Annotated in this window: 17 protein-coding genes; 9 read left to right on the top strand and 8 right to left on the bottom strand. The window is 56.0% G+C overall.

Going from position 1 to position 18,011, the window contains the following annotated elements:
- Positions 1–125 precede the first annotated feature (125 nt).
- Positions 126–1,013 (top strand): LysR family transcriptional regulator, encoded by an 888-nt coding sequence (locus tag ABRZ26_RS05990; protein WP_319603336.1) that lies wholly within the window; start codon positions 126–128, stop codon positions 1,011–1,013.
- A 45-nt stretch (positions 1,014–1,058) separates the two neighbouring features.
- Here the strand turns inward: ABRZ26_RS05990 and ABRZ26_RS05985 are convergent, their stop codons facing one another.
- The 3 genes from ABRZ26_RS05985 to ABRZ26_RS05975 all read right to left on the bottom strand — a co-directional run bounded on the left by ABRZ26_RS05985 (position 1,059) and on the right by ABRZ26_RS05975 (position 2,840).
- Positions 1,059–1,784, bottom strand: coding sequence for an SDR family oxidoreductase (locus ABRZ26_RS05985; protein ID WP_319603335.1), 726 nt, complete (start codon positions 1,782–1,784; stop codon positions 1,059–1,061).
- A 62-nt stretch (positions 1,785–1,846) separates the two neighbouring features.
- Complete coding sequence (locus ABRZ26_RS05980; RefSeq protein WP_319603334.1) at positions 1,847–2,185, bottom strand: DoxX family protein; 339 nt, start codon at positions 2,183–2,185, stop codon at positions 1,847–1,849.
- Complete coding sequence (locus ABRZ26_RS05975; protein ID WP_319603333.1) at positions 2,178–2,840, bottom strand: TetR/AcrR family transcriptional regulator; 663 nt, start codon at positions 2,838–2,840, stop codon at positions 2,178–2,180. Before ABRZ26_RS05975 ends, ABRZ26_RS05980 begins: the two co-directional genes overlap by 8 nt.
- 340 nt (positions 2,841–3,180) lie before the next feature.
- Between ABRZ26_RS05975 and ABRZ26_RS05970 the strand changes: the two genes are divergently transcribed.
- Positions 3,181–4,440, top strand: coding sequence for an OmpP1/FadL family transporter (locus tag ABRZ26_RS05970; RefSeq protein WP_319603332.1), 1,260 nt, complete (start codon positions 3,181–3,183; stop codon positions 4,438–4,440).
- Positions 4,441–4,456: 16 nt separating this feature from the next.
- Here ABRZ26_RS05970 and ABRZ26_RS05965 read toward each other — a convergent pair whose 3' ends face one another.
- Positions 4,457–5,218, bottom strand: coding sequence for an SDR family oxidoreductase (locus tag ABRZ26_RS05965; RefSeq protein WP_319603331.1), 762 nt, complete (start codon positions 5,216–5,218; stop codon positions 4,457–4,459).
- Between the two features lie 115 nt (positions 5,219–5,333).
- Here ABRZ26_RS05965 and ABRZ26_RS05960 point away from each other — a divergent pair, with 115 nt between their 5' ends.
- The gene (locus ABRZ26_RS05960) at positions 5,334–5,915 is read left to right on the top strand and encodes a TetR/AcrR family transcriptional regulator (protein ID WP_319603330.1); all 582 of its coding nucleotides are present in this window, start codon (positions 5,334–5,336) and stop codon (positions 5,913–5,915) included.
- A 10-nt stretch (positions 5,916–5,925) separates the two neighbouring features.
- Here the strand turns inward: ABRZ26_RS05960 and ABRZ26_RS05955 are convergent, their stop codons facing one another.
- The 3 genes from ABRZ26_RS05955 to ABRZ26_RS05945 form a co-directional block, all read right to left on the bottom strand.
- Positions 5,926–6,618: a DsbA family oxidoreductase gene (locus ABRZ26_RS05955; protein WP_319603329.1), complete on the bottom strand. Its 693-nt coding sequence runs from the start codon at positions 6,616–6,618 to the stop codon at positions 5,926–5,928.
- Between the two features lie 2 nt (positions 6,619–6,620).
- Positions 6,621–7,730, bottom strand: coding sequence for an alkene reductase (locus ABRZ26_RS05950; RefSeq protein WP_319603328.1), 1,110 nt, complete (start codon positions 7,728–7,730; stop codon positions 6,621–6,623).
- Between the two features lie 122 nt (positions 7,731–7,852).
- Positions 7,853–8,770 (bottom strand): SDR family oxidoreductase, encoded by a 918-nt coding sequence (locus ABRZ26_RS05945; protein WP_319603327.1) that lies wholly within the window; start codon positions 8,768–8,770, stop codon positions 7,853–7,855.
- Positions 8,771–8,848: 78 nt separating this feature from the next.
- Here ABRZ26_RS05945 and ABRZ26_RS05940 point away from each other — a divergent pair, with 78 nt between their 5' ends.
- On the top strand, positions 8,849–9,301 hold the full coding sequence (locus ABRZ26_RS05940; protein ID WP_319603326.1) for a winged helix-turn-helix transcriptional regulator: 453 nt from the start codon (positions 8,849–8,851) through the stop codon (positions 9,299–9,301).
- Positions 9,302–9,368: 67 nt separating this feature from the next.
- Here ABRZ26_RS05940 and ABRZ26_RS05935 read toward each other — a convergent pair whose 3' ends face one another.
- Entirely contained in the window at positions 9,369–10,214 is an 846-nt protein-coding gene (locus tag ABRZ26_RS05935) for a YopJ family acetyltransferase (protein WP_319603325.1), read from the bottom strand.
- An 811-nt stretch (positions 10,215–11,025) separates the two neighbouring features.
- Between ABRZ26_RS05935 and ABRZ26_RS05930 the strand changes: the two genes are divergently transcribed.
- From ABRZ26_RS05930 to ABRZ26_RS05910, 5 genes are all read left to right on the top strand, one after another.
- Positions 11,026–11,940: a sugar phosphate isomerase/epimerase family protein gene (locus ABRZ26_RS05930; RefSeq protein WP_319603324.1), complete on the top strand. Its 915-nt coding sequence runs from the start codon at positions 11,026–11,028 to the stop codon at positions 11,938–11,940.
- Positions 11,941–11,975: 35 nt separating this feature from the next.
- Positions 11,976–14,357 (top strand): glycyl radical protein, encoded by a 2,382-nt coding sequence (locus ABRZ26_RS05925; RefSeq protein WP_319603323.1) that lies wholly within the window; start codon positions 11,976–11,978, stop codon positions 14,355–14,357.
- Between the two features lie 175 nt (positions 14,358–14,532).
- Positions 14,533–15,333: a glycyl-radical enzyme activating protein gene (locus ABRZ26_RS05920; RefSeq protein ID WP_319603322.1), complete on the top strand. Its 801-nt coding sequence runs from the start codon at positions 14,533–14,535 to the stop codon at positions 15,331–15,333.
- Between the two features lie 20 nt (positions 15,334–15,353).
- Positions 15,354–16,748, top strand: a complete 1,395-nt coding sequence (locus ABRZ26_RS05915; protein ID WP_319603321.1) for an MFS transporter — start codon at positions 15,354–15,356, stop codon at positions 16,746–16,748.
- Between the two features lie 26 nt (positions 16,749–16,774).
- Entirely contained in the window at positions 16,775–17,581 is an 807-nt protein-coding gene (locus tag ABRZ26_RS05910) for a pyrroline-5-carboxylate reductase family protein (protein ID WP_319603320.1), read from the top strand.
- The last annotated feature ends 430 nt before the right edge of the window (positions 17,582–18,011 follow it).

Below are 18,011 nucleotides of genomic sequence, written 5' to 3'. Positions count from 1 at the left end.
CGGTTTGACGCTATCCAGCCTGTTGCTGAACGCTATTTCGTTATGCTGCCCATTCATGCACCGAAGAAAAATAGGCTACAGTGAATAACACTTATGACAAATATGTCAGCATTAAGGTGCTTTAGATGGACAGTATTGGCTCACTCCAGCTCTTCGTTCGGGTCGGCGACGCCCGCAGCTTCACCGCGGTTGGCCGGCAATTGGGCATCTCCGCGTCGGCGGTGAGCAAAGCCATTGCGCGGCTGGAAGAACGGTTGGGGGTGCGCCTGTTTCACCGTTCAACCCGCACCGTCAGCCTGACGTCGGAAGGCGCGCTGTTTCTGGAACGCTGTCGGCACATACTGAGCGAGGTGGAATCCGCCGAAGCCGAACTTTTGCAAACCAAAGAAAAGCCGCAGGGCAAGCTGCGCATCAGTCTGCCCTCGGTCGGTACGCTTTTTATGTCGCGGCTGGGGGAGTTCAAGCGGCGCTATCCCGATATTGAACTTGATATCGATTATTCAGATCGCCTGGTGGACGTTATCGAGGAAGGTTTTGATGCCGTCGTCCGCACCGGAACGCCCAGCGATTCCCGGCTTACCGCGCGTCGTCTGGGGGCTTGCCGCAAGCCGATCGTGGGGGCGCCCGCCTACTTCGACAAGGTGGGTATCCCGCTTACGCCGGAAGATTTGGCAAGCCATGCCTGCCTGATCTATCGCTTTCCCAGCACCGGCAAACTGGATGTCTGGCCCTTGCCGCGCCCGGACGGCATGCCCGCCATCGAACTGCCCGCCAGCATGGTGACCAATAGCCTTGACCCACAGGTCTGTTTCGCGGAGCAGGGGCTGGGCATCGCCTGTGTGCCGGAAATCGCGGTGCGCTCGCAGCTGCGGCAGGGCAGCCTGATAACGGTATTGGACGACTACAACCGGCAGGAGATGGTTTTCCATGTGCTTTGGCCGTCGGGCCGTCACTTGTCGCCCAAGATTCGGGTATTCGTTGACTTTATCGCAGCGAAGCTTTTTCCGCTTTAGCGGTGCGGTATGCACCGCTAAAGCGCCGGTTTCCCGGCGACTTAATTACCATTCCAGCGCGCCTTCGTCATTGGCGAATGAACCCGTCGGCCCGCTATCGTCCAGCAACGCAAACCTGATCGCCACTTGCGCCGCCATCTCAGGCGTTCTGTCGCCGTAATGATTGGTTGCGTCGGTCGCGGTCAAACCCGGACAGATCGCGTTTACCTTGATATTGCGATCGGCCAGCTGTCTGGCATAGCTGAGGGTCAGGGAATTCAGCGCCGCTTTGGATGCCTGATAGCTCGGCATGTAAACGTCGGCATAAATCCAGTCGGGCTGAGTGCGTTTGGTGAAAGAGGCCAGAATCGAAGAGACGTTGACGATGCGCGCCCGCTCAGACTTCTCCAGCAACGGGATCATCGCGTCCGTCAATGCGGCGGTGCCTACCACGTTGGTTTCGAAGGTGCGCGACAATTTCTCCCGAATAGGGGGCTCAGGGGAGAAATCCATACTGATGCCCGCGTTGTTGACAAGAATATCCAGACGGCCATATTTCTGCCGAATCAGCGCGGCCAGATTATCGATGGTCGTCTGATCGGTGGTGTCCAATTCGACGGCTTCTACCGATACATGCTGCGTAGCGATGCGCTCGGCAACCTCGCGTCCCGCCTGTAAGTTCCGTGCGCCCAGCAGGACTTTGACTCCCTGTTGAGCCAGTCCCTGCGCTATTGCTTTGCCAATACCTCTGGTCGCGCCGCTAACGAGCGCAATCGGCTGACTATTACTCATGATATCTCCATCTGATTATTGTGTGGCAAACAGTTAGTACATGCTGATGATGCGTAGATCCGTCACTTCCTGTGAAGATAAACGGAGAGAAGCAATAAGATGAGAACGACGCACGGGGCGATCGCATGCGTGTATTCTCCGTGGTAAATCACGGTGGCGACGGCTGAAGACATGATGCCGATGGCGATTACGCTGCCTGCCAGCCGACTGGTTTTTCTTGCAATCAGAAAAGCCGCGATCAACTCGAAACAGCCTGTCACATAGTGAAACCAATGGGGATAGCCCCACCTGGCGTAATCATCCGCAATAGGTTGCGGCGCGATGATGTTGCCGATGCCGCCGACCACGAAAAACGCGACTAATGCATAAGCAAGCCACTGCTTTGCGCTAATCTTACTCATTGTCTATATCCTTACTTGTTGCAGCCAGAAAGAGCGTAATGCTCATGGCGATCGTATTATCGTCCTGTTCCTCGGTTGTTTCCTGTCCGCCGGTCAGCATCTGCATCTGTGTTTCCGCGGTCACCATATGAATGAACGCATATGACAGCGCAGAGGCGTTCAGGCTCTCCCTTAATTTGCCTTGATCCTGTTGGCGCTGAATCCATGTCTCAAGTATCGACTTGGCATTCTGATGACCGGCGAGCCAGATCGCGCGCGACAGATGCGGAAAGCGTTTACCTTCGGCAATCATGAGGCGGTGTAATTCGAGCGTGCGGGGCTGTTTAATAATATGAAGCAGTTCCTTGCCGAATTTCTCCAGGGTTGGCCTGATAGCGGTATCAGACAGCGCCAGCGACTCCAGCGGGGCGGCCAGCTTCTTGCATTCTTCCGTGATAACCGCGGTAAACAGTCCCTCTTTCCCGCCGAAATGCTCATAAATATTGCGTCGCGATCCGCCGGCCTGCTGGATGAGTCTGTCCATGGAAGCCGCTTCATATCCCTGTGCAAGAAAAAGTTCGGTTGCTGAATCGGTGAGGTTTTTGAGTCGTTCCGCGCCTTTGGGTCGAAGTGTTTTGCCTGGCGAACCAGGACGTGTTGTTTCAATATCCATCATAATCAAACAGAACCCTTACATCTGTTACGGTACGGTAACGTACCATACCATAATTTTTTTCAAGGTGTTCACTCCCGGCAAAAAAATAACAGGCGATTTAGTTGCGGATAGCATTCATTGCCCCTTTTGTATTATTTGGTTTTTTCGCTGATTACGGCAGCGGGCGGGGCGGCTATTTTTGGCGCAGGCGCCGTCGGCGGGGGTGAGCACTATTCGGGGTGATTATTCCTTTTCGCTATACAAATAGTATTCAATATTATTATTCAACATTATGCATTTGGTTTAATAGTTGACGCCAGAGAGCCGCCTGATCCGGCGATATCGTCAGGGAGAAATTAGAGTGAAATCTAAAATACGACTGGTTTCGCTGGCGGTGCTGAGCGGCGTCGTCAGCACTCAGGCCGGCGCGACCAATGGCTATTTCATGCACGGCTACGGCATCAAGGCTCAGGGACAGGCGGGGGTCAGCATCGCCCAGCCGCAGGATGCCCTGGCGGCGGCCAATAATCCGGCCGGCACGGTGTGGATCGGCGATCGTCTGGATATCGGGGCAACGTTGTTCGCGCCGGATCGCAGCGCTGAGATCGAAGGGAATGCGGCGGGCGCCAACGGCCGGTACGACGGCAGCGAGCGGAAGTATTTTCTGCTGCCGGAGGTCGGCTATAGCCGGCAACTGAACGATCGCCTGGGCGTCGGCGTCGCCGTGTACGGCAACGGCGGCATGAATACCGACTATAAAGAAAACCCCTACGCCGCCTTTGGCGGCAACGGCAGCGCGGGCGTCAATCTGAGCCAGCTGTTTATCACCCCGTCGCTGGCCTACAAGTTTACCGAACGGCAGTCTTTCGGCGTCGGTCTGAATTTCGTCTATCAGCGCTTCTCCGCCAAGGGATTGAACGCGTTTTCCGGTTTTTCCAGCGATTCCGGCAATTTCAACGATCGCGGCAACGACACCTCCACCGGCTGGGGGCTGCGTCTGGGTTGGCAGGGCCGGTTGACCGACGACCTGACGCTGGGTCTGACCTGGGCGTCGAAGATCAAGGCCGAAGAGTTCGACCGCTATGCCGGGCTGTTTGCCGACGGCGGCAGTTTCGATATTCCGGAAAACTACGGCGTGGGGCTGGCGTACAAGGTGACGCCGGCGCTGACGGTGTCCGCCGACGTGCAGGAGATCAAATACGGCAGCGTGCGTTCCATTTCCAATGCGTTCAACGTGCAGTCGGTATTCGCGGGCGATAATTTCGGCTCGAAGAACGGCCCCGGTTTCGGCTGGCAGGACGTGACGGTGTATAAATTGGCCGTCAGCTATGCGCTGAGTCCGCAACTGACGCTGCGCGGCGGCTTCAGCCATGCCGACCAGCCGGTGCAAAAGAGCCAGACCTTCCTCAATGTGCTTGCCCCGGGGGTGATTCGCAACCACCTGAGCGTCGGCCTGACGTGGGCGCCTTCGCCTGACGGCGAGCTGAGCCTGGCCTATACCCACGGCTTCAGGGAGACCGTCAACGGCAACGGCTCCATTCCGGCGGCCTTTGGCGGCGGCGAAGCCAACGTGAAGATGAGCCAGGATATTCTCGGCATCGCCTACGCCTGGAAGTTCTAGCGGCGGGCGATCGCCATCATTCCTTGTCCGGCGCTTTGACCGCGGAAAGCAGGTTCAGAACCTCGTCGTAGCTGCCGTTGGCTTCGGCGTCACGCAGGAATCTGGCTGATTCCACAATGACTTCTCGCGGTTCCGGGTCGCGATACAGCAGATCCAGGGTTTCGGTAAGGAAATCGTCCAGCGGCATAGAGCGTTCGTTGTTCTGCTGACCGAACAGCGTGGTGCGCACGCCCGGCGGCGCGATCTCTATTACGCTGACCGCGGTGTCGGCAAGCTGAACGCGCAGACTTTCGCTGAACGAGTGCAGCGCCGCCTTGGTGGCGTTATAGGTGGGAACGGCCGGTAGCGGGACGAACGCCAGCGCGGAGGTGACGTTGAGGATCGCGGCGTCGTCTTTACTTACCAACTGCGGCAAAAAGGCATACGTCATACGGATGGCGCCGAGCAGGTTGATGGCGACGGTCTCTTCGGCGATTTTTAGATCGTCCGGATTGCGCAGGTCTTCCCCCAGCATGATACCGGCATTATTGACTAACACGTTCAGTTCAGGGTAGCGGGCCGCCGCCGTTTCGCGTGCGCGATTGACTGATGCGGGGTCGGTCACGTCAAGCTCGATCGCTGCAATGCCCGGATGCGCGGCGACGATCTGGTCGAGCAGCTTTTTACGTCGCCCGGCGACGATCACTTTGTTGCCGGCCTGATGAAAGCGCAATGCCAGCCCAAGCCCGATGCCCGAGGTGCCGCCGGTGATGAGAATCGTGTTGCCTGTCGTTTTCATCGAATATTCCCTATAATTGCCTGTATAGTTAAAACGGACAGCTGTCCGTTTCCCATGAGTCAGCATAGCGGACAGCTGTCCGCTTGACAAGATATCCTTTGCGGAGAGAAAAAACGTGTCGCAGCAGACGGATACACCGTTGCGTTCAGACGCATTACAGAATCGCCAACGCATCGTGGAGGTGGCGGTGGCCGAACTGACGCGTTCGGCGGACGTCCCCTTAAGCGCCATCGCTCGAAAGGCGGGGGTCGGGCAAGCGACGTTCTACCGTAATTTTCCCAACCGGGAAGCGCTGGTGATGGAAGTCTACCGTTATGAAATGGAGCAGGTCGCCGACTTCGCCGACCGCCTGCTTGAGAGCAATCCGCCGGACCGCGCCCTGCGGGCATGGATGGATCGTCTGGCCCGCTATGCCATGACCAAGGCCGGTCTGGCCGACGCCATCCGTCAGGTGGCGCACGCCCGCGACTGCCCGGGCAAAGCGGGATATGCGCCAGTGGCCGCCGCGGCCCAGCGTTTGCTCGACGCCAACCAGGCAGCCGGCGCCATCCGACCGGGCGTGACCGTGGACGACTTCTTTCTGGCCATCGCCGGCATCTGGCAGATCGATGCCGGCGAGGACTGGCAACGTCGTCTCACCCGGCTGATGGATCTGGTGATGGACGGACTGCGCGCCGGCGCGCCGGGCAGCGATTAGTTTCCGCTTTTCAACGGCAGCCGTCGGGGCCGCAGACCGCGCCCGTCGATCCCTGCTCGCGCTGGGAAGGTTGAACCTGCCATGCCTGCTCCAGCGCGGCAAGAAACGTCGGGGCCGACTGCGCGCCGGAGATTGCCTGCTGACCATCGATCAGGAAGAACGGCACGCCGCCGCCGCCGCGGGCTTGTGCGGCGCGCAGGTCTTCATCGACGGCGGACGCATAGGCGTCTGCGTCAAGCACCGCCGCGCAGGCGTCCCGATCGAGGCCGATATCGGCCATCAACCGTAGCTGGGTCTGACGTTCGAACAACGCCGCGTTCTCGGTGAAACCGGCCCGATAGAACCGCTCGACGGCCTGATCCTGCAACCCTTTTTCCGCGGCGAACTTTACCAAACGATGGATATCGCGCGTATCGCCGACAAACGACGCGGCGAGGCGGTACTCCAGGTTTTCGCCGGCCGCTTCATTCTCCACGTGCGCCAGCATGGCGGCAACCCGCTCGGCGGAGCCAAGCCGCTGGATAAGCACGTTCTGCGCGCGTTGCGGCGCGAGGCCGGGCATCAGTCGAAACGCGCGCTGTACCACCTTGACGCGCTCGCGCTGAGGGAAATCGGCCAGCGCGCGCTCGAAGCGGCGTTTGCCGATCCAGCACCAGGGACAGATAAGATCCGACCAGATTTCCACGCTGATAGTCTGGGCCATCGTTATTCCTCCGTTTTCGCCAGCGTCGGATAGTCAATATAGCCGTTTTCGTCTTTTTCCGCGGCGTAGAACGTCGCATAGTCGGGCGTATTGAGCGGGGCGCGGCGGCGGAATCTTTCCGCCAGATCCGGGTTGGTCAGGAAAGGCACGCCGTAGGCCACCAGTTCGGCTTCTCCCGCCGCCAGCGCGTTCTCGCCGGATGCGGCATCGTAGCCGCCGTTGACGATCAGCGTGCCGTCAAAGGCTTTACGCAGGAGCGGAGTGAGCCGTTCGGCGGAAGCCGGTGCCGCCGCCGGGCCGGCGATCGCTTCGCTGACGTGCAGATAGGCGATGCCCAGCGCGCTCAACCGGCCGGCGAGATAGCCGAAGGTCGCCGCCGGATTGCTGTCCGACATGGAGTGCAGCGGCAGGCTCGGCGTAATCTTGTAGCCCACGCGCTGCGCGCCGAACACCTCGACGGCGGCGGCGGCGACTTCCAGCGGGAAGCGGGCGCGGTTCTCGATGCTGCCGCCATAACGGTCGGTGCGGATATTCGAACCGTCGCGCAGGAACTGGTCGAGCAGATAGCCGGTCGCGCCATGGATCTCCACGCCGTCGAAACCGGCGTTTTTGGTGTTGACCGCCGCCTGGCGATACTGCTCGACAATGGCGGGGATTTCATCCGTTTCCAGCGCCCGCGGCGTCACCATCGGCGTCTTGCCGTTGGGCGTAAAGACTTCGCCCTCGGCCAGCAGCGCGGAGGGCGCGACGGGAAGTTCGCCGTCGTGGAAATCAGGATGGGAGACGCGGCCCACATGCCATAGCTGGGCGAAGATCAGGCCGCCCGCATCGTGTACCGCGTCGGTTACGCGCCGCCAGCCGGCGACCTGTTCGGGGGAGTGAATGCCCGGCGTGCGGATATAGCCGACGCCCTGCGGGCTTATCTGCGTGGCTTCGGAGACGATCAGCCCGGCGGTGGCGCGCTGGGCGTAGTAAGTCGCCGCCAGCGGGTTGGGAACGTTATTCCGCACGGCGCGGCTGCGCGTCATCGGCGCCATGACCAGCCGGTTCTTAAGGGTCAGATCGCCGAGGCGATAAGGTGAAAACAGCGTGCTGAAATCGGATTGCGACATATGTAAAGCTCCCTTGAAAGGTTAAGAAAGAACGCAAACATCAGTGGAACGCGGCCGCGTCGGCGAAACCGACTTGGGCCGGACAAGCAAGCTGGCGGAATCGGCGCCCGTACCCGCCGTACTCAGGGATCAAGCGCGTCTCTGGCCGCCAGCAGGGCATCGCGGTTGTCGACCAGGAAGTCATACAGGCTGCGCGGCGGCTCGCCGGTCAGTCGTTGCACGGCATCGCCGACCACATCGACGCCGCCCTGGCGCGTATTGATATCGATCGCCGTCAGCAATTCGACCAGCCCCGCAGGCAATTTGGCCGCCGTCAGTCCATTACGCAAATCCGCGTCGCTGACGGGAATAAGCTCAACGCGGGTATCGAATACGCGGTTAACGATGTCGACGATCTCCGCCGGCGTCAGAGCCTGCGGCCCGGTGACCGCAAGGCGGCGGCTTTCCTGCGTCGCGGAAACCAGCGCCGCGGCGGCGGTTTTCGCCAGATCGTCGCGCCAGACGTGGGCGGTTCGCCCGTCGCCGGCGGCCGAGTACCACTGTCCGGCGGCCAGCACCGGCGGCAGCCACAGGAATACGCTGTCGGCATACCAACTGGGGCGCAGGATGGTGAACGGAATGCCGCTTTTCTCGATGGCCTGCTCGGTGCCGTAATGATCGGGCGCAAAAGGAATCGGCGATCCGGGCTCGGGATTCAACATCGAGGTGTAGACGATGTGCCGCACCCCGGCTTTGAGCGCGGCATCCACCGCGGCCAGATGCTGGCGCAGGCGGCGGGACGGATCGTCCGGCGTATCCGGCGCCGACACGATAAGCAGGCGATCGACGCCGCTAAAGGCCGATTGCAGCGTGGCCGGATCGTCGAAGTCCGCCTTACGCGCTTCGGCGCCGCGTGCCGCCAGGTCGGCGAGGCCGTCGGGGTTGCGGGTCGCGGCGACGACGTTCGCTGCGCCGCCGTCCAGCAGGTATTCAACCACGCGGCGTCCCAAGCGGCCGCTTGCGCCGGTGACCAGCAGGGTAGGTGACGTCAATGAGGGCATTGGCTTTTCCTTTTTGAGGTGTATTATTAGTCCAGGTCTACTTTAGAGACCTGATATGCGACTGTAAAGGAGGCAGGTTTGACAGACCAGGTAACAAAAAAGGAACCTAGTGCGGCGCAGCGCTCGAAGATAGCCGAGGCTTTTCAGGCGCTGGAGTCATGGGGCGAACATAAAGTGGAGTGTCCGGTGCGCGACGTGCTGGACCGCATCGGCGACAAGTGGAGCACGCTGCTGATCGTGGCGCTGGCCGCGGGGCCGCGGCGTTTCAACAATCTGCGGCGGCTGGTGCCCGATATTTCTAAGCGAATGCTGACCCAGACATTGCGCGATCTGGAACGGGACGGCTTGATTACCCGCCACGTTTTCGCCACCAAACCGCCGAGCGTCGAGTATCGCTTATCCGAGTTGGGACGCTCGCTGCTCGATCCGCTGGATGTATTGATCGCCTGGGCGGACGAACGCCATGAGGAGATCCGTCTGGCGCGGCAGCGGTTCGACGCGCTTGCGGCGCAGCCCGGCGGCGAAGTTTAGCTAAGTTGCCGCGGCGATGCCGCCGGCTTGAGCGATTTGCTTTTTGCCGCCGTCCCGTTTTGACGCATCATCGGCGCGCCAGCCACGCCAATGCATCTCTGGCAAACGCTATCCGCTGATCTTCGATGGCGGTGTTGTAAGTCACCTCTTCAGCGGTGCCGTCATTTTCATACGTCGTGCGGGTATTCAGGTTGCGGCGAAAGTCGTCGCTTAATGCATCGCGTATTGACGCAGGCAAGGCGTTAAAAACCCCGCGTGATGTCGTCAGCCGGTAAAAGTCCGCCGGCAGGACATGATCGAATTCCCGTTTGGCCAGACTGTCCGCATCATCGGCGTCATATTCATCATCTTCATCTATTCTTTGATAATTTTGTTGATGCACGCGTTCAATGGCGCGTTCATTATCCGCCATCGCTTTGGCATCGTGCAGCGCAAAAATTTTACAGCCGGACAGCGTTTTCTGCGCGCCGGTGTACAGTACCGTCAGCGCGGCATTATCACCGGTAAGGTGGCCGGCGATATCCGTATCGGTAAACGCTGAAAGCCGGGCATCCACCGCCACCAGCGAAATTTTCCCGTCTCTTTTCTCCGCTTCCAGCGCCACGCTATGGGGCGTTTCGTCGGGTTCATCATCGTTGGCGATATTCACGATCGTCCGCCAACGGGTGCCGTTTTCCATATGTCTTAGCGCATATTTCAACTCATGGCCGTTATTTTCAGAAATGTTGATCAAACCGATTTGCAAATGGTGTTTGTCGTTTTGCGCCCTGATCAAATAGCTCTGTAGCCGCATTTCCTCTTTTTTGACATCAGGCTGAATGGCGCTATTTCTGCTGCTTTCCAGTTTCTGCAAATAGTCGTTCATCTGGCCTTTTACCGCGCGAGGATTATAGCTTTCAGCGGTATTTGGCACTGCGGGATAAACCATTCTGGCAGCCCGCGAGGAAGACTCTCCGGCGCTTTCTGCATAAAAGGATGAATGTTGCGTATAAACGGAAGTTACTGAGGGGATTCGCATGGCGGTGACCTTTCATCTGGACATGGATCATCTGTGTGTATGGAACCGACTTTTTGTTCCGCCGGTCGGGATTGACGCCAGCGTCGCTGCCTGACTCGTCTCTCGCTCTCAGGCGATCGCACCTGGTAACGGTCTCCGTTTCGTATCGCATCGATGACCAGCGCTTGGCGATATGGTTATTCACCGGTAGTTTTCCGCCGTTACTTCTTTACCTTCAAATTTAACAAATAATCTATTTTTAGCTCATATCATTCACTTCGATATGATTATTCCTTTATTTTTAAAATAAAGCAAAAAATATTATCCGTGTCTCATTATTATGATGATGTCTGGTTTATTAATATATATGCCGCTTGGTAACAAGCAGACGCTGAAATTAAACTTCATCTCCGTTAGAGATATAACGTCAGGTAAATAAACGCGTTATGAGTTCAATGAATATTTTGCGTCTGACGTTATATAAACCTGTAACGCGAATTGATTTTTTTAATTACATGAAGCGGTAATGAGAAATGATTTATGTCGTTATATAAACCAGTAATGAAAAGTTATTAATATCGTTATATGTACAAGTTACTGAAACATATTACCTGTATTTTACAGGCCGATTTTTTATTATCCGGAATCCGACCTGCAAAGTTAATGTGTCGCGGTATTGTTTAAACCTATTTTATAAAACGTCTAATTATAATTAAGAGAGGAAAAAATGATCACGCCTGAACGTCAAATCAAGCTCGGCATGCACACCTATACACTTCACCTCAGCGGTCTGGGCGAGAGCTGGGGATTTCAGGATGTCCATGCATTTGAGAAAACGATCAACTTGCTACAGTTGATGGATTTGGCTGTGGATTGGGGACTGGACGGGCTGCATATCACCAATGTGGATCTGGAGACGCTGGATGCCGCGCGTCTGGCGGAAGTAAAAGCCGCCGCCGAAGCGCACGGCCTTTATCTGGAGTACAACGTCTCTTTTAATGCGCCATGCGACCCCCGGGTCAACTCAACCGTTAAGGATGCGCTGATAAACGGTAAGGCCATGGGGGCCGACCTGGTCAAGTTCAGTCTGGATATTGAGCGCCCGCGCCCGCTGTACGGTTCCTGTTTTCACCCCGATGTCATGCGCCAACTGAGCGATCGCTACGACGAATTCAAAGCCAACCTTCATCTGCTGGACGAGCTGGGATTGAGCCTTTCGATTGAAAATCATTGCGACGCTTACGCGGACGAAGTCATCTGGCTGGTCAGACAGTTGAATCATCCAAAGGTCGGGGCGTGTCTCGATACCATGAACTCAATGAATGTTCTTGAAGGGCCGGAGGCTTGCGTTGAGAAGATGGCGCCTTACGCAAACTGCTGCCATTTCTGCGATATCAAACTGGTTGTCGACCCGGACGGCATACACTCCATCGGCGCGCCTATCGGTCAGGGAGATATCGACTGCAAAAAAGTTTTGCGCACTTTGCGGGAAAAGGCTCCGTTGGATCGCATTACCTTTGAAGTTGAATATGAGATCGGCGACGACACGATTGAAGTGGCCCGGCAGAAAGAAATCGAAGCCTGTAAGCAAAGCATCGACTACCTGCGTAATACGCTGAAAGTCGGCGTGCGCAACAGATAATCGTCAAAAACGATCAGAAATAAATGGAGGTTTTTATGTCTGCGAAATATATGAATCGTATCGATGCTTTGAGAGAGCAATATTTGAATACGCGGGTGGATATGGATGTTTATAACGCCAAATATTTAACGGAAGCGTTTAAAGAGACTGAGGGACAGCCCTGGATTATCCAAAAGGCCACCGGTTTCCGGCATCAGTGCCGCAATAAAAATATCTATATTCTGGACAATGAGCTGCTGGTAGGCGGTGCGGGATTTAAACCGCGTTGCGGCATTTTATGCGCGGACAGTTCCTGTTCCATTCTGGATCGTGAACTGGATACCATCAGTACGCGTAAATTTGATCCTTTCTTCCTGAGTGAAGAGGGCAAAAAGGTATTTAAAGAAGAAGTTTCCGATTACTGGAAGAATAAATGCATGCTGGACCGCTGGCGGGCCATGGCGCCGAAGGATATGGAGACGCTGCGCGACAACGGCATGATCTATATCGACCGCAAGGCGGTGCGCGGATACGGCGAAACGACGCCCGCCTGGGATTATCTGCTGTCCGTCGGCATCGCCGGCATCCGCAAAAAAGCGCAAGACGCTTTGGCGAAGCTGGATGACGCCCATGTCGGCGACCTGGAAAAAATGCATTTCCTGCAATCGGAACTGCTGGTTTGCGACGGCATCATTACGCTGGCCAACCGGCATGCGGATTTGGCGGAAGAAAAGGCGGCAAAATGCGCTGACCCCGTGCGTAAGGCCGAGTTGGAAAAGATCGCCGCCGTGTGCCGTCGTGTTCCCGAGCATCCCGCCACTTCCTACCATGAAGCCTTACAGAGCGTGCTGTTCTACGAATACGCCATCTACATGGAACAGAATGCCTCATCCTACAACCTCGGCCGCATCGATCAGTACCTGTATCCCTTCTATAAAGCTGATATCGAAAACGGCGTCATCACCAAAGATGAAGCGCAGGAACTGCTGGATTGCCTGTGGATCAAGATCGCCGAACTCAGTTTGTTCCAGGACGAGGTCACCGCCCAGTTCGCCGCCGGTTACTGCATTACGGTGCAGGTGACGGCGGGCGGCATCGATCGGTACGGCAACGACGCCGTCAACGATCTCTCCTATATGGTTATCCAGGCGACCATGGATGTCAGGCTCAAAGAGCCGAACATGACCGTGCGCTACAGTATGGCCAAAAACCCCGACGCCTTTTTGCAAAAGGCCTGCGAAGCCAACAGATTGGGGCTCACCATGCCGGCGATTTACCATGACGACGCCGGTATCCGCATGATGCTCAACAAAGGCGTGCCGCTGAGCGAAGCCTGGGACTGGAATCCCTGCGGCTGCGTCGAAACCAACCTGTCCGGCCGCATGAAGCAGTACACCGATATGGCCGACGTCAATATGGGCGGCATTATCGATATGGCGTTGAACGACGGCGTCAGCCGCAAGACGGGGCAAAGGGTATCCGTTTCCACCGGCGATCCGCGCGACTTTAAAACCTTCGATGATTTCTTTGCCGCCGTCAAAACCCACATCCGCTATTTTGTCGACGTCATCGTGTCGGGCAATCAGCTGCTGGATTATCTGAGCATGAACTGTCGTCCGGTGCCTTGTCTGTCTCTCGGTTTTCCGGATTGCATCGAATCCGGCACCGACTACAGCATGGGGGGCGCAAAATACAATTGCGGCGGCGGGGTGATCACCGTTGGTCAGGCGGATATCATCAACTCCCTGGCCGCTGTCCGCCATCTGGTCTTTGACGAGAAAAAAGTCTCCATGGACAGTCTGTGCAAGGCGCTGGACGCAAACTTCGACGGTTATGAGCACATCCAGAAGCAGTGTCTGGAGGCGCCCAAATACGGCAACGATGACGAGCGCGCGGACTGGATCGTCGGCGAACTGTTTACCTATGTTGTTGATCAGTTTGAAAAATACAACACGAAATTCGGTAAAATGACCACCGGTATGCTGCCGGTTTCCGGCAACACGCCTATCGGCAAATGGGTCGGCGCGCTGCCTTCAGGCCGTAAAGCGTGGACGCCGTTGACCGATGGCATCGGCGCCACCGGCGGCACCGACATGAACGGCCCGACCGCTTTGCTCAAATCGGTCAGCCACATCCCGCATGCCCGCTATACCCAGGGTACCCAGCTCAATATGAAACTTGAGCCGTCCATCCTTGAGGGGCGGCAAGGCATCGCCCATATGATGAACCTGCTCAAGACGCTGTGCGCGCTGGATGTTTATCACGTGCAGTTCAACGTGGTGGATCGCAATGTGCTTATCGACGCGCAACAACATCCTGAGCGGCACAGAGGTCTGCTTATTCGCGTTGCCGGTTACACCGCGTTTTTCTCGGAGCTTGGCAAAGAGGTACAGGACGAAATCATCGGCCGTACTTCCATCTGCGAATGGGCGGCCTAGATTCTGCGACGTGGGGCAAAAGACAACCGCCTGTTTATTGAGTTGAGGCGGCGGCGAGCCATGACGACCGAATAAGCAAAAATTTATTTCTTTTGCTGCCGTAATTCAGGCGGGTGATGGCTCGTCGGTCAGTCGTTTTGACAAAATAATTGCTGATGGAAAGGTAAAAGCGACCATGTGCGAGCAGTACGACCCGAAGGCCGAAATGAAACAAAGCGAAACCCGCGGCATGGTGTTGCGGGTTGAACACGGTTCCGTTTATGACGGCGAAGGTTTTCGCACCGTTATTTTTTTAAAGGGATGCCCGCTGCGCTGTCTATGGTGCTCTACTCCTGAAAGTCAGTCTTTTGAAGTCGAGCGCGCCGAGGATAAAACCTATGGCGAGGTCATGACCGTCGCAGACGTCATGAAAATAATCAGGAAGGATTCCTGCTGCTATTTTGTCTCGGGCGGGGGCGTAACATTATCCGGCGGTGAAATTTTGGCTCAGCCGAAATTTACCCTGGCCTTGTTAAAAGCAATCTGGAACGAATGCTTTGATGTGGCGATTGAAACCTCCTTCTTTGCGCCGTGGAAGGTTGTCAATTCCATTCTCCCCTATGTGAATACCGCGTTTGTGGATATTAAATTTTTCAACGCAGAGTTGCACGGTAAATATGCCGGCCGCGATAACAGACTCATCCTTGAAAATTTATTGAACACCAATGAGCTGGAAAAAGCGCCTCGGTTGATTATCCGAATTCCCGTTATTCCGGGAATTAATGATGCGCAGCAAGAGCTGGAAAGCATTGGGGCGTTTTGTTCAACGCTGCGCCATCTTCATCAGGTGCAGTTGCTTCCTTACCACCGTTTAGGCACCGAAACATATAAAAGACTGGGCCGGGAATACCCGCTAGCCGATGTCATGTCACCCTCCCCGGAGCAGATGTCGCGCTATCGAGCGATTCTCCGGAAATACATCGAACAGGTAATATAAATATCCAGTGAAGGTGAAATATGAGCGCCAATGAAATAACAATAAATAAAATAACAATAGATGAAGCACCGTTTAATAAATATCATTTAAAACTGGTGGCTTATTGCGCTGGGTGTCCGTTTGTCGCGGGCTACGTGCTTGGAACGGTTGCGATATCGCTTTCGGTCATGAATACCCGGATACCGATGTCTCCGGCTCTGTCCGGACTTATTGGCATGGGAACGCTGCTGGGGATGATGTTCGGCAGCTTGTTTGGGGGCTACGCAACCGACCTGCTGGGTCGCAAGAAAATGTATATTCTGGATTTTCTCTTTCTCGGCATCGTGAGCGTCTTGCAATATTTCATAACGGATCCGCTGGTTGTTTTTCTTCTGCGGATGCTTCTAGGCGTTGGTTTGGGCGCGACATTCACCATTTCCGGCCCGTATATCGCGGAGTTCTCTCCGCAAAAGAACCGGGGCGCAATGCTCGGCATTCTCAACGCGCTCTGGTTTATCGGCTACGCGGCCTCCAATGTGGTCTGCTATCTTTTGCTGAATTTTGGCGACGACAGTTGGAAATGGATGGTCGTCAGCGGCGCGGTCCCGTGTTTTCTATGGCTTATCAGCATACGTAATATGCCGGAATCCCCCCGTTGGCTGATCGGCAAAGGCCGGGGAAACGAAGTCGCGGCAATACTCAAAAAGATTGGCGATAATATCGTCCTGTCCCGGGAGACCGAACCCGAACCGGAGGGGAAAGCATCCTTTCATGAGCTTTTCAACAGCGGCTATGGAAAATGGCTCTTTTTCGTGGCGTTTTTCTGGACCATGCAAATTATACCGGTCTTTGCCCTGGGAACCTACCTTCCCACAATTATGGAACAGTTCGGTTTCGCCGACGGGAATAGGCAATATCTGGGATCGGCGATTATCAACTCTCTTTATCTCATCGGATTAATTTTCATTTTCTTTTTCATGGATAAATCAGGCAGACGGCCTACGCTGCTGATATCGTTTTTTATATGCTTTATTGCATTATTTATATTAGCGTTTACCGCCGATATGAATCTGCCGTTTATTCTGGTTTTAGCGTTATTTGTCCTGTTCGGCGCCAGCAACACCGCCGGCGGCTCCCACCAATTTGTTTATCCGAACGAGCTTTTCCCCACGCATATCCGGGCGACGGCAGTGGGCGTCATGACGTCAATTACCCGCATTATCGCAGCGATTGCCACTTTTTTTACGCCGATTATCTTATCCCGTTTCGGACTGGAGGCCACATTGTATATCTGTGCGGGATTAACGTTGGCCGGATTGGTGGTTTCCATCATCATGGCGCCGGAAACAAAAGATATGAGCCTGACGGAGGCTTCCAGTCTGCGTACTCCCCGTAAAGCCGAGAATACCGGCAGTTCAGTGATACGCAACAGATAACAACACGATAAAGAGGATTTGTAACTATGAGCACAAGCATTGGATGTATCGGTGGCGGTAATATCATCAGGGCGATTTTATCCGGCGTGGATATCAGCAAGGGATATGACAGGAAGGAGATCGGCGTCTATGACATCTCCCCCGCGGTGCGTGAAGAGTATGCGGCGAAAGGCTACGTTGTTTACCCCTCTATCGAGGAACTGGTGAAAAATAGCAGGATTGTCGTCGTTGCGGTGCTTCCTCAGATTGTCCGCTCCATTATTCCTCAGATTAAAAGCGTTTTTTCTGATAACAACATCTTTATTTCCCTTCCCGCAGGCATAAGCAATCAATGGTTTTACGATAACCTGGGGAAAAACGCCAGGGTGGTTCAGTGTGTGCCGACGCTGCCCGCACAGGTGGGGATGGGCGCTTATTCCGTCGCCCGGGCCGAGAGCGTTTCCGACGAGGAGTACAACGAGGTCCACCGTTTCCTGACGCACAGCGGAATTGTCGTGGAAATTCCGGAAACTTCGATGGATGACGTGGTGCCTTTCGCCGGCGCGGCGCCGGCTTACTTTTACCATATGGCGGATGTGGTGGTGAAAGAAGCCGTTGCGATGGGTCTTGAGGACAAGGCGGCGTTGCGGCTGTTCGCGCAAACGATGAAAGGCAGCGCGGAAATGCTGTTAACTGCGGACGAAACCCCGAAAGAACTGGAAAAGAAACTTCTTTTGCCAGGCGCCGCAACTCTGGCCGCAATCACCAAAATGGAAGCGCTGGGTTTTGACGAATGCCTGACGGAAGGCATTAAGGCGTGCGTGGCGCAGTGCAAAAATCTCGGGAAAATGTAAATCGGCCGCCATGCAGTCCGTTTGGCGGTTGGACTGCATGGCATCGGGTCGGCGCCGCTCAGGCCGTTCGCATGGCGTTTTCGCCAGGTCATGGCAAAAGGACGCGCCGGCAGTCGTCTTCCATCGCGAGCCAATCCGTTGCGAGGGCGGAAACATTGCCCGCCGGGGATGATCAATGTTCAGCTCGCGCCGTCTGTGATCAACCTTGCCCGCAAAGACTTTCTGTCATGAGCCTGCCGCCGCAGACAGCCGGAAGGCGGGAAAGCCGGGCCGTCTCCGTCATCTGCATATCGCGGAAAAAATCGTGCGGGAGCATGGGGAATGCCGCGTCGGGGCATCCTCACGGAGCCGTTCCTGTCGTTCGGCGTCAGGCGGCGCGCTGACGGGGACAGCGCCTGAGCGGCAGGAAAAGCTGGTGAAAACAGGGGAC

It is taken from the genome of Brenneria sp. L4-2C (assembly GCF_040240335.1).
Lineage (GTDB): Bacteria > Pseudomonadota > Gammaproteobacteria > Enterobacterales > Enterobacteriaceae > Brenneria.
Note: the sequence above shows the minus strand (reverse complement) of the source record. Positions and strands in the feature narration are given on the sequence as shown.

What these genes read in the sequence shown, in the direction of transcription:
- ABRZ26_RS05910 (WP_319603320.1), top strand. Translation starts at nt 16,775, where the DNA reads ATGAGCACAAGCATTGGATGTATCGGTGGCGGTAATATCATCAGGGCG.
- ABRZ26_RS05985 (WP_319603335.1), bottom strand. Translation starts at nt 1,784, where the DNA reads ATGAGTAATAGTCAGCCGATTGCGCTCGTTAGCGGCGCGACCAGAGGT.
- ABRZ26_RS05975 (WP_319603333.1), bottom strand. Translation starts at nt 2,840, where the DNA reads ATGATGGATATTGAAACAACACGTCCTGGTTCGCCAGGCAAAACACTT.
- ABRZ26_RS05950 (WP_319603328.1), bottom strand. Translation starts at nt 7,730, where the DNA reads ATGTCGCAATCCGATTTCAGCACGCTGTTTTCACCTTATCGCCTCGGC.
- ABRZ26_RS05925 (WP_319603323.1), top strand. Translation starts at nt 11,976, where the DNA reads ATGTCTGCGAAATATATGAATCGTATCGATGCTTTGAGAGAGCAATAT.
- ABRZ26_RS05965 (WP_319603331.1), bottom strand. Translation starts at nt 5,218, where the DNA reads ATGAAAACGACAGGCAACACGATTCTCATCACCGGCGGCACCTCGGGC.
- ABRZ26_RS05980 (WP_319603334.1), bottom strand. Translation starts at nt 2,185, where the DNA reads ATGAGTAAGATTAGCGCAAAGCAGTGGCTTGCTTATGCATTAGTCGCG.
- ABRZ26_RS05945 (WP_319603327.1), bottom strand. Translation starts at nt 8,770, where the DNA reads ATGCCCTCATTGACGTCACCTACCCTGCTGGTCACCGGCGCAAGCGGC.
- ABRZ26_RS05955 (WP_319603329.1), bottom strand. Translation starts at nt 6,618, where the DNA reads ATGGCCCAGACTATCAGCGTGGAAATCTGGTCGGATCTTATCTGTCCC.
- ABRZ26_RS05990 (WP_319603336.1), top strand. Translation starts at nt 126, where the DNA reads ATGGACAGTATTGGCTCACTCCAGCTCTTCGTTCGGGTCGGCGACGCC.
- ABRZ26_RS05920 (WP_319603322.1), top strand. Translation starts at nt 14,533, where the DNA reads ATGTGCGAGCAGTACGACCCGAAGGCCGAAATGAAACAAAGCGAAACC.
- ABRZ26_RS05915 (WP_319603321.1), top strand. Translation starts at nt 15,354, where the DNA reads ATGAGCGCCAATGAAATAACAATAAATAAAATAACAATAGATGAAGCA.
- ABRZ26_RS05930 (WP_319603324.1), top strand. Translation starts at nt 11,026, where the DNA reads ATGATCACGCCTGAACGTCAAATCAAGCTCGGCATGCACACCTATACA.